The following is a 12,290-nucleotide window of genomic DNA, read 5'->3' as shown; positions in this document are numbered from 1 at the left end:
GCCGCCTACCAGGCCGTGGTGGCGAGCGTGTAGGTCAGGTTCGCCGTGCTCTTGCCCCAGAGGTCGCTGTTGACCTTGACGGCCACCACCACCAGGTCATCCAGCCAGCTCTTGTAGCCGCACCGCTCGGGGTTGTTGCTGGAGCGGGTGCCCGTGGGGCCCGCCTGCAGGTTGCGGGGCACGAGTTCCAAGCTGGCCCCGTTGGGAAGCTCGTAGAGGCCCGTGGCCGCACCGAAGGTGTCGCAAGGGTTGTCCTGGATGTAAAGGTGTTGGATGCCCTGGGCGCCTTCAGGGTCGTTGCGGTTCACGGTGAGGTGCCACTGCTTGCCGTTGGAGAACTTCTGCAGGATGAAGGTGCGGTAGCAGACGAAGTAGTTCTTGCTTCCCGGGACCAGTTCCCCATTCTTGTCCAGTTTGATGGGAGGGTAGGCGGTCACGGCCCCGCCGCCGTTGATGGTGATGTTGGGCCACGTGGCGGTGCTGTAGCTCGTGCCCAGGGGCAGGGTCTGCACTTGGTTATAGAAGTTGTTGCCGAGCTGGGTCCTCACGTCCTGGTCGCTCAAACCGTAAACGCACACCATCTGGCCCCCGAAATCCGGGTTGGAGTTCGGCCACTGGGCTCCATCCAGTCCCGTAAGGTCAAAGGTCAGGGTGGTCACGTCCAGGTGCAAGGCCGTGGCCTTGGGCAGGATGAGCTCAATGGTCTGGTTCACCGCCGCAGAGTCCGCCCCCTTGGCGTAAGCGTCCGGGCCGTTCCCCTTGGTGGGGGCCACGGTGGGCGCCTGAGCCAAGGCCAGGGGCGCCAAAACCAGTACTGCTGCCAGAATGCCTTTGCGCATAATTCCCTCCTGAATCTGCCCCTCGAGGTGGTGGCCTCTCAGGGCTGCCTCACCTTAAGTGGGGGGGCGTTACCGAGGCGTTACCGGAAGATGGGCCCTGAGAAACGCAGGAAAGCGCTTTGTGGTACCCTGAGGAGGCAAGGGAGTAACGGGTTGAAACGCCCCATTCACGAATCGCTTTACGTTTTGCCCCTCTTCGGCCGGGCGCGCGCGCTCCGGGAAGGGCGGGAGGTGCCGCTATCCAAAAAGGGGCTGGCCCTTCTTTACTACCTGGCCCTGGAAGGCCCCACCACCCGGACCCGGCTCGCCGACCTCCTCTACGGGCACGGCTCGGGGCTCCAGAACCTGCGGGTGGAGCTTCACCGTTTGGGCAAGGCCTTGGGCCGGGCGGCTTTCCCCGCCGGCCAAGACCCCTTGGTGTTGCCCCCTTGGATCCGCTTGGACACCGCCGGTCAGGGGGAAGCCTTGGAGGGTTTAGAGGAGGTGGGGCACCTTTGGGACTGGGTACTGGAGGTGCGGGTCCGCCACGAGCGGAGCGGCGAGGTTTCCACTCGGCAGGGTCTGTTGCAGGAACTCGCCGCCCTCCGCCCCCCCTTTCTTCTGGTGCTCCGGGGGCGGCCCGGGGCGGGACGGCGGGCCTTGGCCCAGGACCTGGCCCGGATCCTGGCCCTCCCTTTCCACGAAACCCTCCGGCCGGAAGGGGTGGTGTACCTGGCCCCGCCCTACCCCCAGGGGGCCCTGCGGGAACTCCTCCGCTCCCGGGCGGTGTTGGTCTTGAGCTTGGACCCGGGTGAGGAACCCCGCTTCTTCCTGGAACTGCGGGCGGCTTACCCCGCCGAGCGCACCCGGGTTTTGGACCTGCCTCCCCTGGGGTGGCTCGAGGCCCGACAGACCCTGTTGCGGGACCTGGGGTTCCAGGAGGCGGCCCGGGCTTATTTCCTTTCCGGGGGGCAGCCCGAGTGGATCCCGGAGTGGCGGGTCTGCGCGGGTTTTCCCCAGCGGCTTCTGGCACAGCTCCGCCTCCAGGCCCGCCTCCTGAGCGAGCCCGCCAGGCTGGCCTTGGAGCGGCTTTCCGTGGCCCCGGGGCTCATCCCCGAAGAGGTTTTGGACGCTTTGGGGGCCTTACCGCACCTAGACGAGCTGGAGCGGAAGGGCTGGCTGGTCTACCAGAAGGGATACTGTTTCGCCAAGGAAGCGGAGCGGCGGCTTTTGTACGCCGCCTTGACGCCGGGGCGTCGGCACGAGCTCCACGAGCGGGCAGCCACGGCCCTGGCCCTATCCGGCCGATTCCAGGAAGAGGCCTTTCACCGCTTGGCCCTGGGGGAAAGCGCCGCCATCTGGGGGAGTTCCACGGGGTCGGCGGAGCAAAAGGGTTGGCGGCTTGGGCGCCGGGGTTTGGGACCGGAGCGGACCCTTCTGCCGCAGGAGGAAAGCGGGGTGGCCTACTTGGGAGAGGGGTATGCCCTGGCCCTTTTGGAACCTGGGGAGGAGGCGGGGATGGCCTTTAGCCCCTTGGAGGAGGCCTTGGTGCTGGAGCTACAGGGGGAGGCCTACGCGCCCGAGGCACTTGGGCTCCTGCTGACCCTGCGGCTTTTTCGGGAGGAGGCCTCATGGCCTTTGGAGGCTTCCTTCGCCTTGCGCGTGCTGGTCCCCCTGGGCCCTTTGCGGCTTCGCTTTACGGGGCTTGGGGTGGCGGAGTTCCGCCTGCGGGCCTTCCGCCCCCGGCTGGGGCGGGAGGCGGTGTGGACCCTAGCGCCGGAAGAGGTTGAGAAGGAGGGTGAGGAGAAGGGAAAGGAGGAGGGCTGAGGTAAGGGGGATGTACACCCGTAAGCCCTCCCGCTCTATACGGATATCCCCCGGCAGGTGGCCGAACCAGGCGAAGAGCTTGGGGAAGTAGAGGAGAAGAATCCCCAAGGCCACAAGGAAAAGCCCAAGGTAAAGGAGCGCCTTACCCAGTTCCATCCCGCACCTCCAAGTAGGCGGTGAGGGCGGCCCCCAAGAGCCCGGCGTCTCCCCCGAGCTCGGCCTTGCGCAAGGGGGGTACCTCCCAGCCCGCCAGGTAGTGGCGGTAGGCGGCGTGGAGGGCCTCCCAGTAGCCCTCTGGGGCGTTTAGGGCGAGCCCCCCGCCCACCACCACCGCCCCCGGGTCAAAGGCCTTGACCAGGCTGGCGAGGCCCAGGCCCACGTAGTGGGCCGCTTGCAGGAGGATGCGCCTGGCCTTGGGGTCGCCTTCTTGGAAGAGGGCGAAAAGCTCTTGGTTGCTGAGGGGGCGGTGGTAGGCGTAAGCGGCTTCCCGCTCCAGGGCCCGCCCGGCGGCCAGGGCCTCCAAACACCCCTCCAGCCCGCAGCCGCACATGGGCCCCCCGGGGAGGAGGGTCATGTGGCCCAGCTCGCCGCCTTGGCCCCTTTCCCCCCGGAGCACCCGGCCCGCCAGGACCACCCCGCCCCCGATGCCGGTGGAAACCGTGAGGAAGAGGGAGCTTGTTTCCCCCTTGGCCGCCCCCAGGTGGTGCTCGGCCAAGGCGGCGGCGTTGGCGTCGTTTTCCAGGTGGACGGGCTTGCCCGTGGCCTCTTGCAGAAGGTCCCGGATGGGAAAGTCCACCAGGCCGGGGATGTTGGGGGTGAAGCGGATGATCCCCTTGCGGAAGTCCAAGGGCCCCGGGGTGCCGAGGCCAAGGGCCACCCCTGCCACCCCCGCTTCTTCCTCCGCCTTCTGGGCCGCTTCCGCTAAGGCCCGCACCACCGCCATCCCCCCCTCCTTGGGGGTGGGGAGGACCACCTTGGAAAGGAGCTTTTCCCCGTCAAACACCCCGGCGGCGATCTTGGTCCCCCCGAGGTCCAGGCCCACCACCCTCATGGCGCCTCCTCAGCCAAGACGGCCTCGGCCTCGCCCCAAAGGGCCTCGGGCACAAAGAGGGCCACGTCCCCCATGTAGGTGCCCAAGGCGGCCTCGGGGAGGCCGGCGAAGGGGGTTTCCAGGAGGACGGGGATGCCCCGGGCCTCGAGGCGGGCTCTAAGCCCCTCCGCCACCGGACGGGGGGCGGTGAGGAGCTTGGCGTATGGGGTTCCGGCTACCGTGCGCCGTTCCATAGGGCCTCCACTAAGCGGGCGTAGGCTTGGCCGGCGGCCTCCACCTGGGAGAGGAGGATGTGCTCCTTGGGGGTGTGGGCCAAGGCGGGGTCCCCCGGCCCCAGGCCCAGGACCGGGGCCTTGGCCCCCAGGTAAGGGGCGTCGGTGGTGAAGGGCCAAAGGCCCGCCCCATCTTGGCCCAGGGCCTTCAGGGCCGCCTGGAGGAGGGGGTGGTCCTCCGGCAGGCGGTAAGGGGGCCAGAGGGCGGGGATATTCATCCGCACCTCCCCCGAGGCCCGCTCCTCTTCGGGGATGTAGACCGAGGCGCTTCCCAGGGCCTTCAGGCGCTCCAAAAGCCCGTCCAGGTTCGCCTCGGGCTCGTAGCGCACGTCCAGGTAGAGCCGCACCACCCCGGGGGTCTGGTTGGTGGCTCCGGGGTAGGTGTCCACCCGGGTGGGGGTGAGCTTGATCCCCGAGGGCAAGGGGAGCTCCTTTAAGGCGGTTAGGTACTCCGCCAGGTCGTAAAGGGGGTTTTCCCCGGAGGCCAGGGCGGCGTGGGCCTCTTCCCCTTCAAAGTCCGCCCAGACCTCGGCCCGGCCCCGGTGCCCCCGCATGAGCCTTCCCCCCGAGGGCTCCCCCAGGATGAAGGCCAAGGGGTTAAGGCGGGCGGCGGCGTAGCGGCTCCCCAGGCCCCCCACCTCCTCCTGCACCACCGCCAAAAAGCGCACCCGGCCCCGGAGGGGGGCCTTGGAAAGCGCCTCCAAGGCCAGGAGCATGGCCACCAGGGCGCCTTTCATGTCCACCGCTCCCCGGCCGTAGAGCCGCTCGCCCACCACCGCCCCTTGGGGGTGAGGCCAGTAGGCGGGGTCCCCCACGGGCACCACGTCCATGTGCCCCGCGAGGACCACCTCGGGCTCCTTCTCCCCCAACAGGGCCTCCACGTTCCCCGCCTCGTCCAAGGTGGCGGGAAGGCCCAAGGCCTTCAGGGCTTCCAGGAGAAGCCCTGCCACCTCCTCTTCCTTCCCCGGAAGGCTTTCCGCCTGGACGAGGCGGGAAAGGAGCTTCACCCAGTCCACGCCCCTATCCTACACCCCGGGAAAGCCCCGCCTGGTAAAGGGCGATGCCCAGGGCCACGGAGGCGTTCAAGGACTCCGCCTCGGGCCGGATGGGGATGCGGAAGAGCTCGTCGCAGGACTCCCGCACGAGCCGCCGCATCCCTTCCCCTTCCGAGCCCACCACCAAGGCCAAGGGCCTTTGGAAGTCCAGTTCTTTGGGGGTCTTTTCCCCCCGCAGGTCCAAGCCGTAGATCCAAAGCCCCCTTTCCTTGAGCTCCTTCAGGGTACGGGGGAGGTTTTTCACCTTGATCACGGGAAGCTTGAGGGCGGCCCCGGCGCTGGCCTTGAGGGCGAGGGGGGAGAGGGGGGCGGCCCGCCGTTCCTCGGAAACCACCCCGTGGGCCCCGAGGGCCAGGGCGCTCCGGATCATGGCCCCGTAGTTCCTGGGGTCGGTGATCCCGTCCAGGACCACGAGAAGGGGAGATTCGCCCCGGGCTTGGGCCAGGAGGAGGGCGTCTTCCAGGGTGGCGTAGCTGGGCGCCTCCACCTCCGCCGCCAGGCCCTGGTGGTGGGTCGTGCGGAGGAGGGTGTCCAGCTCTATCCGGGGGACGAGTTCAAAGGGGGCCCCAAGACGCTCCAGTTCCCGTAGGAGCCAGGCCTCCACGCCCTTGGCCACCAGGACCCTCCGGGCGCGGCCTTCCCGGATGGCCTCGAGGACCGGGTTCCTCCCGTAGATCCACATGGCCCGAGTCTACGCCGTATGATGAGGGGGAAGGAGGCCTTATGTACAAGACCATCCTTATGCCCACGGACGGGAGCCCCTGCAGTTTCCAGGCCCTGGAGCACGGCCTCGCCTTGGCCAAGGCCTTGGGGGCCAAGGTGCACTTCCTCTACGTGCTGGAAAACCCCGCCCAGGCCATCTGGATCGCCCCCGAAAGCGTCCCCTACGGCCTTGAGCTTTTGGAGGACCTGAGGAAGGCGGGAGAGGAGGCCATCGGGAAGGCCCTGGCCCTGGCCCAGGAGAAAGGGGTGGAGGCCACGGGGGAGGTGAAGGAGGGTACCCCCATCCCCACCATCGTGGAGGCGGCCAAGGGGTTTGACCTCTTGGTCATGGGCACCCACGGGCGCACGGGGCTGGACAAGCTCCTGCTGGGCTCGGTGACGGAGGGGGTGCTCCACCGGGTTTCCGTGCCGGTTCTGGTGGTGCGCTGCCGCTAGATGCGCCTTCTTTCCGTCTTCGTTTCCTCCAGGCTTTCCCCGGAAGACCCCCTTTACCCCAGGCTCGTGCGCTACGGGGAGGTGCTGGCCGAGGAGGGGTTTGGCCTGGCCTGCGGCGGGTACGGAGGGGGGATGGAGGCCCTGGCCCAAGGGGTGAAGGCCAGGGGGGGTGTGGTGGTGGGGGTCACGGCCCCCGGCCTCTTCCCCGAGCGGAAAGGCCCCAACGCCCACGTGGACCTGGAGCTTCCGGCGGCGAGCCTTCCCGAGCGCATCGGCCGGCTTTTGGACCTGGGGGTGGGGTACCTGGCCCTGCCCGGGGGGGTGGGCACCCTGGCGGAGCTCGTCCTCGCCTGGAACCTCCTCTACCTGCGGCGGGGCTTGGGGCGGCCCCTGGGGGTGGACCCCTACTGGCTCGGCCTCCTCAAGGCCCACGGGGAGATCGCCCCCGAGGACCTCGCCCTCTTGCGGGTGGTGGCGGACGAGGAGGACCTGCGCCGCTTCCTGAGGAGCCTATGAGCGAAACCCTGGTGGTCTACGTGCCCGACCTGGGCCAGGGGGCGAGCTTCTACCAGGCCCTGGGCCTGGCCCTGGAGGAGCTCGTTCCCCTCGAGGCCTTGCTGGTGCCGAAGGAGGGGCCCCTTCTCCTCCTCCGGCCGGGGAAGGGGGGGGTGGAGCGCGGACCGGGCCGGCCCCGGCCCGAGGGGCAGGGCTTCGCCCGGCTCCGCCTGGAGGAGGGGCGGCTCGTCTTCCTGGTGGAGAGCCTCGCCCACGAGCGGCTTCGCCTGGCCAAGTATGGCCTGGCCTACCGGGAGGCGGGGGACCACCTCCTCCTCTTTGACCCCGGGGAGAACCCGGTGGTGGTGCGGGAGGGCTGATGCGGCTTTGGCTTTTGGACCTGGACGACACCCTCCTCGTGGACCACGGGGTGACCCGGGAGGTGCTGGAGGCCCTGGGGGCGGAGGCGGGGGTGGAGGGGCTGTACCCCGCGGTGCGAGCGCGGGCCGAGGCCCTTTTTCGGGAGGCCCCCTTTTACCCTTGGGCGGAAAGGATCGGGCACTCGGCCCTGGAAGCCCTTTGGGCCCGCTACACCACCCCGGGCTTGGAGGACCTAGCCGCCTGGGCCTGGCCCTTTCGCGAGCGGGTCTTCCGCGAGGCCTTGGCCGCCTTGGGGGGACCGGTGGAAAGGGCCCGGGCCCTGGCCGAGGCCTTCTTCCAAAGGCGGCGCCGCTACCCCCTTTTCCCCGAGGTGCCGGAGTTCTTAGAGGCCCTGCGGGCCCGGGGGGCCTTCCTCGCCCTCCTCACCAACGGGGTGCCCGACCTGCAGCGGGAGAAGCTCGCGGGCTCGGGGCTAGCGGAGGCCTTTGACCTCACCCTGGTTTCGGGGGAGGTGGGGTGGGGCAAGCCCGACCCCAGGCTCTTTCGCATGGCCCTTTGCGCCTTCTCGGTGCGGGCGGAGGAGGCGGTGATGGTGGGGGATAACCCAGAGCGGGACATCCGGGGGGCCCTGGCGGCGGGGATTTATGCGGTCTTCGTGGACCGGGACCACCGCCCGCCCGACCCCCGCTACCCCGCCCACCTGGAGGTGAAGGACCTCAGGGAGGCCTTGGCCCTCCTTTCGTGAGTCGCTTCACAGGGGTCCTGGAGTCTTTCCGGTAGACTCCCCCCATGCACGAGGTGCTCCTTTTCCTCCATGGCTGGGTGCGTTGGTTCGTCCTCCTCTTCGGCCTCCTTACCCTCCTCCGGCCCGAGCCCCGCTTGGGGGCCTTCTTCGCCCACACCCTCACCCTGCAGGTGGTCCTGGGGGTGGTGTTGGCCTTTACGAGCCCCCTCTTCCAAGGGGCCTTGGCCAACCTGCCCGCGGTGATGGCGGCGGGGGGTGAGGCCCGCTACTTCGTGGCGGAGCACTGGGTGGGGGGGCTTGTGGCCTTGGGGCTAGCCCACGCCGGGCTCGCCCAGGCCCGAAAGGGGAAGCCCCGGGCCCGGCTCCTCTTTGGCCTCGCCCTCCTGGTCCTCCTCCTTTCCATCCCCTGGTTCCGGCCCCTGTTCCGGCTCTAGGTAGGCTAAGGCGGCGTAGCCCACCACCCGCGCCCTATCGCCCCCCGCCTCGGCGCTGGTGGCGTAGGCGAGGAGCTTGGGCCTCCAGTTCCAGGACCGGGCCAGGTGGGTGAGAGCGGCCCAAGGCAGCCGGCCACAGGCCTCGGCCCGAGGAGGAAGACCCGCCTTGCCCTGCCCCGCCAAGCGGAAAGGGCCCGGAAGCTCTCCGCCATCGCCTTTCCCGCGTAGCGGTAGCCGGCGTGGGGGGAAAGGGCGCCCCGCACCCCCGGGAGGGGTGGGGTCTTGGCCTCTTGGAGAAGGCTTTCCACCTCCTCCCGGAGGGCCGCCGCCGTTTCCGGGTAAAAGGAGCCCGCCACCGCCGGCTTCCTCACCATACCCCGGGGATCCTCCGCCCGCACCCCGGGCAGACCCCGGGGGTTTCCCAAAGGGCCTCCACCCGGAAGCCCCGCCGCCTGAGGAGGAGCCGGCCGCAGTCCGGGCAGTGGGTGGAGCTCCGTTCCTCGTCCAGGACGTTTCCCACGTAAACGAAGCGGAGCCCCTCCTCCTTGGCGATCTCGTGGGCCCGCGCCAAGGTGGCGTGCCGGGTGGGCCTCAGGTGGAGCATCCGGTAGTCGGGGTGGGCGGCGGTGAGGTGCCAGGGGATGTCCGGGGAGAGGCCCTTGAGGAAGCGGGCCATGGCCCGGACCTCCTCGTCCGAGTCGTTGTAGCCCTCCAGGAGAAGCGTGGTGACCTCCACCCAGACCCCGCTCGCCAAGAGGTGCTCCAGGCTCTCCAGCACGGGCTTGAGCCGGGCCCCGCAGACCTCCCGGTAGAACTTCTCGGTGAAGCCCTTCAGGTCCACGTTGGCCGCGTCCAGGTGGGGCCTTATGTAGTCCCAGGCCTCTTTGGTTTCAAAGCCGCTCGTCACGAAGACGTTCTTCATCCCCCGCGCCTTGGCCAGGCGGGCGGTGTCGTGGGCGTACTCTATCCAGACGGCGGGCTCGTTGTAGGTGTAGGCGAGAAGCCTCACGCCCAAGGCCTCGGCCTCCGCCACGAGGCGCTTTGGGGGCCAGTCCTCGCCGATGGGGCGGTCCAGGTGCCCTTCCGGAGAGACCCGGAACTCCCGGAACTGGGAGATCGGCCAGTTCTGGCAGAAGGCGCAGAAGAGGTTGCACCCCACGGTGCCCACGGAGAGGATGGCCTCCCCGGGGTGGAAGTGGTAAAGGGGCTTCTTCTCCACTGGGTCCAGGTGGACCGCGGCGGCCTTGCCGTAGGTGACCAGGTAGAGCTTGCCCTTCAGGTTGCGCCGCACCCCGCACTTCCCCGCCCCGCCTTCGGGGATGGCGCAGTAGTGGGCGCAGGCCCGGCACTGAACGAAGCCCTTGGGCAGGGGGCGCTTTAGGTCCGCTTCCCTGAGCGTGGCCAGCGTCATTTCATAGGCTTCTAATCCCAGGATACCACGCCCTAAACTGGGGAGGTGCGGCCCTTTCCTCCCCAAAGCGAGGAGGACTTCGCCCCCTTCTTCCCCGAGGAGCTCCTGCGCCGGGGCCTGGCCTACGCCCGGGAGGGGCGGGTTCGGCGGGTTTTCCGGGTGGGGGAGAGGCTTCTGGGCGAGGTGCAGGGTTCGGCGCCCCTCCCTTACCGGGTGGAGGTGGGGCCGGGCCTTTCGGGCCGGTGCGACTGTCCTTACCCGGACTTCCCCTGCAAGCACGCCGCCGCCCTCCTTTACGCCTACCTAGAAAGGCGGCCCGAGGACCTCCAGGCCCGCCTCGAGGCCCTCCCCCCCGAGGAGGCCAAGGCGCTTCTCCTCCGCCTTGCCCGGGTGCCGGAGGTGGCCTTCCGCCTCAAGGAGGCTTTGGCGCCCGAGGAGGCCTTCCGGGAAGGGGTGCGGCGCCTGCGCCAGGCCTTCCGCCTGGGGGAAGGGGAGGAGGTGGTGGAGGCCCTCCTCCTAAGGCTGGAAGAGGCGGGGCGGGAGGAGGTGGAGGCCCTTTTGGAGGCCCTGCTCCAGGCCCCCTTTGACCCCGAGCCTTACCTGCGCCTGGCCCTGGCCCGCTACCAGGCCCTTTCGCCCCGGCTTCCCTTCCTCCTGGGGCTTTACCTGCGCCACCCTTCCGAGGCCTTGGGGGAGGCTTTCCTGAAGGCGGCGGAAGGGGCGCCGGAGGAGGCGCTTGCCCTCCTCAAAGGGAAAGACCCCTCGGGCCTAAAGCGGGCGCTTAGGGCCGAGCTCCTCTTCCGCCTGGGCCGGGAGGAGGAGGCCCTCGCCGCCTTGAAGGAGGGCCTCGAGGGGGTGGAGGACTACTTCCTCCTGGTGGAGCGCCTTTTGGCCCTGGGCCGCCTGGAGGAGGCCCTCTTCTACGCCGAGGAGGCCCTGGCCTGGTTCGGCCGGGATCCGAGGCTTCTTCCCCTTTTGGACCTCCTGGTGGCCCACCGGGGCCGGGTGGAGGACCACCGGGCCCGCTTCGCCCTGAGGCCGAACCTCGAGGACTACCTGGCCCTCAAGGCCAAGCTGGGAAAGGCCTTTTACCAGGAGCGCCCGCGGCTTTTGCGCCAGATGGACCCCCTTCTTCTCGCCCGCATCCACCTCCTGGAGGAGGACTGGAGGGCCTTGGAGCGCCTTCTGGAGCGGGCGTCTCCGGAGCACTACCCCGCTTTGGCCGGGCTTTTGGAGGAAAAGCTTCCCGAAGAGGCCTTTCGCCTTTACCGGGAGGCGGCCCGGCGCCTGGTGGAGGCGGGGGGGAGGGCCCGCTACGCGGAGGCGGCGCGGCTTTTGCAACAGGCGGCCCGCCTGGACCCCAAGGGGGCCGAGGAGGCGGCCTTGGCCCTCCTCCGGGCCTACCCCCGCCGCCGGGCGCTTCAGGAGGCCCTCACACCCCTTCTCGGGCACAGCTCGTGAAGCCCTGGGAAAACGGGGAGGTGGAACGCTCCCCTTAGGTGGAAGTTTTCCGGGGCTTGCCATCGTGGAGGTGGTCCTCCGCCACGTCATCGGCTATTTCCTGCGCGAGCTTTCCCTGGGGAGCCCAGAGTGGCTCCTCCTGGCGGCGGTGAACCGCACCCTGCACTTCGCCGTGCCCGCCTTCCTCTTCATGACCGCCCTGGTCCTGGGGGCGGGGCTTTTGCGGGGGGTTCGCCTGGGCCGCTGGGTGAGGAACCCCGCCCTGCGCCTCCTTTGGCCCCACCTCCTCTTCCGTTACTGGGATGCGGGGGTTTTCCAGCCGGAGCGGCTTTTCCACCGGCTCCTTCGGGGCAAGGCCTACTTCCTGGCGGTGACCCTTCAGCTCACCCTGCTCCCCCCCTTTGCCTTCCCCTCCTCTGGAGGCGCCCCTCGAGCCTCCTTCTCCTCCCCCGGCCGTGGGGCTTACCCTCCTCGTCTACTTCCTGAACCGGCGGTACCGCTTCCTGGCCTACCCGGGAAGCTTCGTCCTTTGGTACACCCCGGCCATATTCCTCGGGCTTTACCTCGCCGCCCACCTGGCCCGCCTCCTCCCCCGGCTTGGGGTGCGGCGGCCCGCTTACCTGGGGCTACTCCCTCGGGGCTTGTGGGGCTCTCAAAGCGGCGGCCCGGGAAGGGGCCTCCAGGGGGGTGGCCTTTGTCATCGGGCCCGTGGACTTCGCCCAGCAGGTGGCCCTCCTCCGGCGAAGCCACCCGGAGGCCTTAGGGCGCTGGCGGGAGGTCTTCGGCGGCCTCCCCGAGGACTGCCCCGCCTGCTACGCCCGGCAAAGCCCCTTGCCGGAGGCGGGGCGCCTGCAAGCTCCTCTCCTCGTCCTCCAGGCGGGCAACGACCCCCTCACCCCCCACCCAGGCCTGCCGCCTCCGGGACGCGCGGGAGGGGATGGGGCGGAGGGTGTACCAGGTGGCCCTTACCCGGGGGGCCCCTCACCGAGGGCCGGGCTCGCTTTCGGCCCATGGGGTTTGGCCCTTTCTCGGAGAACCATCCGATCCTCTTTCCCGACCTCCACCATGCGGTGGTGCCGGCCATGGGGACCTTGGTGGAGCGGTTTCTTTTGGCCTGGCTTCGGCCTGGGCTTGCCTTGCAAAGGTCAGGAGGACGGGTGTATATCTCTCTCCTGATGGGCA

At 69.3% G+C, this 12,290-nt stretch carries 15 protein-coding genes and 1 pseudogene; 8 read left to right on the top strand and 8 right to left on the bottom strand.

What is annotated here, in order from left to right; translation table 11 throughout:
• Positions 1-5: 5 nt before the first annotated feature.
• A complete protein-coding gene (locus tag L0D17_RS00080) occupies positions 6-839 on the bottom strand; it encodes a hypothetical protein (protein ID WP_243093313.1) in 834 nt (277 codons plus the stop codon).
• A gap of 153 nt (positions 840-992) precedes the next feature.
• On the opposite strand from L0D17_RS00080, the gene L0D17_RS00075 reads away from it, so the two are divergent.
• Positions 993-2,645, top strand: coding sequence for a hypothetical protein (locus L0D17_RS00075; protein ID WP_243093312.1), 1,653 nt, complete (start codon positions 993-995; stop codon positions 2,643-2,645).
• Here the strand turns inward: L0D17_RS00075 and L0D17_RS00070 are convergent.
• Genes L0D17_RS00070 through rlmB form a run of 5 tightly spaced genes read right to left on the bottom strand, consistent with a single transcriptional unit; the run spans position 2,589 to position 5,705 of the window.
• Positions 2,589-2,801 carry a DUF2905 domain-containing protein gene (locus L0D17_RS00070; RefSeq protein WP_243093310.1) on the bottom strand — a complete coding sequence of 71 codons (213 nt, stop codon included), beginning with the start codon at positions 2,799-2,801 and terminating at the stop codon, positions 2,589-2,591. The genes L0D17_RS00075 and L0D17_RS00070 overlap by 57 nt on opposite strands.
• On the bottom strand, positions 2,788-3,696 hold the full coding sequence (locus L0D17_RS00065) for a glucokinase (RefSeq protein ID WP_039455349.1): 909 nt from the start codon (positions 3,694-3,696) through the stop codon (positions 2,788-2,790). Before L0D17_RS00065 ends, L0D17_RS00070 begins: the two co-directional genes overlap by 14 nt.
• Positions 3,693-3,929 carry a hypothetical protein gene (locus L0D17_RS00060; protein ID WP_039455351.1) on the bottom strand — a complete coding sequence of 79 codons (237 nt, stop codon included), beginning with the start codon at positions 3,927-3,929 and terminating at the stop codon, positions 3,693-3,695. The genes L0D17_RS00065 and L0D17_RS00060 overlap by 4 nt, the downstream gene beginning before the upstream one ends.
• Complete coding sequence (locus L0D17_RS00055) at positions 3,911-4,984, bottom strand: M20 family metallopeptidase (RefSeq protein ID WP_243093308.1); 1,074 nt, start codon at positions 4,982-4,984, stop codon at positions 3,911-3,913. The genes L0D17_RS00060 and L0D17_RS00055 overlap by 19 nt, the downstream gene beginning before the upstream one ends.
• Before the next feature lie 4 nt (positions 4,985-4,988).
• Positions 4,989-5,705 carry a 23S rRNA (guanosine(2251)-2'-O)-methyltransferase RlmB gene (gene rlmB, locus L0D17_RS00050; protein WP_039455355.1) on the bottom strand — a complete coding sequence of 239 codons (717 nt, stop codon included), beginning with the start codon at positions 5,703-5,705 and terminating at the stop codon, positions 4,989-4,991.
• A gap of 41 nt (positions 5,706-5,746) precedes the next feature.
• Between rlmB and L0D17_RS00045 the strand changes: the two genes are divergently transcribed.
• The 5 genes from L0D17_RS00045 to L0D17_RS00025 are packed head-to-tail and all read left to right on the top strand — an operon-like array spanning position 5,747 to position 8,236.
• Positions 5,747-6,181: a universal stress protein gene (locus L0D17_RS00045; protein WP_039455357.1), complete on the top strand. Its 435-nt coding sequence runs from the start codon at positions 5,747-5,749 to the stop codon at positions 6,179-6,181.
• A complete protein-coding gene (locus L0D17_RS00040) occupies positions 6,182-6,697 on the top strand; it encodes an LOG family protein (RefSeq protein ID WP_039455359.1) in 516 nt (171 codons plus the stop codon).
• Positions 6,694-7,056, top strand: a complete 363-nt coding sequence (locus tag L0D17_RS00035; protein ID WP_243093306.1) for a hypothetical protein — start codon at positions 6,694-6,696, stop codon at positions 7,054-7,056. The genes L0D17_RS00040 and L0D17_RS00035 overlap by 4 nt, the downstream gene beginning before the upstream one ends.
• Positions 7,056-7,802: an HAD family hydrolase gene (locus tag L0D17_RS00030; RefSeq protein ID WP_243093304.1), complete on the top strand. Its 747-nt coding sequence runs from the start codon at positions 7,056-7,058 to the stop codon at positions 7,800-7,802. Before L0D17_RS00035 ends, L0D17_RS00030 begins: the two co-directional genes overlap by 1 nt.
• A gap of 44 nt (positions 7,803-7,846) precedes the next feature.
• A complete protein-coding gene (locus L0D17_RS00025) occupies positions 7,847-8,236 on the top strand; it encodes a hypothetical protein (protein WP_039455364.1) in 390 nt (129 codons plus the stop codon).
• Here the strand turns inward: L0D17_RS00025 and amrB are convergent.
• Both amrB and amrS read right to left on the bottom strand, forming a co-directional pair.
• Positions 8,234-8,610 (bottom strand): annotated as a pseudogene (gene amrB, locus L0D17_RS00020) (AmmeMemoRadiSam system protein B); the annotation flags it as partial. The gene L0D17_RS00025 and the pseudogene amrB overlap by 3 nt on opposite strands.
• Entirely contained in the window at positions 8,604-9,647 is a 1,044-nt protein-coding gene (amrS, locus tag L0D17_RS00015; RefSeq protein ID WP_243093302.1) for an AmmeMemoRadiSam system radical SAM enzyme, read from the bottom strand. The gene amrS and the pseudogene amrB, both read right to left, overlap by 7 nt.
• 45 nt (positions 9,648-9,692) lie before the next feature.
• On the opposite strand from amrS, the gene L0D17_RS00010 reads away from it, so the two are divergent.
• Together L0D17_RS00010 and L0D17_RS00005 are read left to right on the top strand one after the other, a co-directional pair.
• A complete protein-coding gene (locus L0D17_RS00010; RefSeq protein ID WP_243093300.1) occupies positions 9,693-11,108 on the top strand; it encodes an SWIM zinc finger family protein in 1,416 nt (471 codons plus the stop codon).
• Positions 11,109-11,172: 64 nt separating this feature from the next.
• A complete protein-coding gene (locus tag L0D17_RS00005) occupies positions 11,173-11,871 on the top strand; it encodes a hypothetical protein (protein ID WP_243093299.1) in 699 nt (232 codons plus the stop codon).
• The last annotated feature ends 419 nt before the right edge of the window (positions 11,872-12,290 follow it).

Source organism: Thermus thalpophilus (assembly GCF_022760915.1).
GTDB classification, from domain to species: Bacteria; Deinococcota; Deinococci; order Deinococcales; family Thermaceae; genus Thermus; species Thermus thalpophilus.
This window is presented reverse-complemented; position numbering and strand designations above follow the sequence as displayed.

What these genes read in the sequence shown, in the direction of transcription:
- L0D17_RS00080 (WP_243093313.1), bottom strand. Translation starts at nt 839, where the DNA reads ATGCGCAAAGGCATTCTGGCAGCAGTACTGGTTTTGGCGCCCCTGGCC.
- L0D17_RS00070 (WP_243093310.1), bottom strand. Translation starts at nt 2,801, where the DNA reads ATGGAACTGGGTAAGGCGCTCCTTTACCTTGGGCTTTTCCTTGTGGCC.
- L0D17_RS00065 (WP_039455349.1), bottom strand. Translation starts at nt 3,696, where the DNA reads ATGAGGGTGGTGGGCCTGGACCTCGGGGGGACCAAGATCGCCGCCGGG.
- L0D17_RS00060 (WP_039455351.1), bottom strand. Translation starts at nt 3,929, where the DNA reads ATGGAACGGCGCACGGTAGCCGGAACCCCATACGCCAAGCTCCTCACC.
- rlmB (WP_039455355.1), bottom strand. Translation starts at nt 5,705, where the DNA reads ATGTGGATCTACGGGAGGAACCCGGTCCTCGAGGCCATCCGGGAAGGC.
- L0D17_RS00045 (WP_039455357.1), top strand. Translation starts at nt 5,747, where the DNA reads ATGTACAAGACCATCCTTATGCCCACGGACGGGAGCCCCTGCAGTTTC.
- L0D17_RS00040 (WP_039455359.1), top strand. Translation starts at nt 6,182, where the DNA reads ATGCGCCTTCTTTCCGTCTTCGTTTCCTCCAGGCTTTCCCCGGAAGAC.
- L0D17_RS00035 (WP_243093306.1), top strand. Translation starts at nt 6,694, where the DNA reads ATGAGCGAAACCCTGGTGGTCTACGTGCCCGACCTGGGCCAGGGGGCG.
- L0D17_RS00030 (WP_243093304.1), top strand. Translation starts at nt 7,056, where the DNA reads ATGCGGCTTTGGCTTTTGGACCTGGACGACACCCTCCTCGTGGACCAC.
- L0D17_RS00025 (WP_039455364.1), top strand. Translation starts at nt 7,847, where the DNA reads ATGCACGAGGTGCTCCTTTTCCTCCATGGCTGGGTGCGTTGGTTCGTC.
- amrS (WP_243093302.1), bottom strand. Translation starts at nt 9,647, where the DNA reads ATGACGCTGGCCACGCTCAGGGAAGCGGACCTAAAGCGCCCCCTGCCC.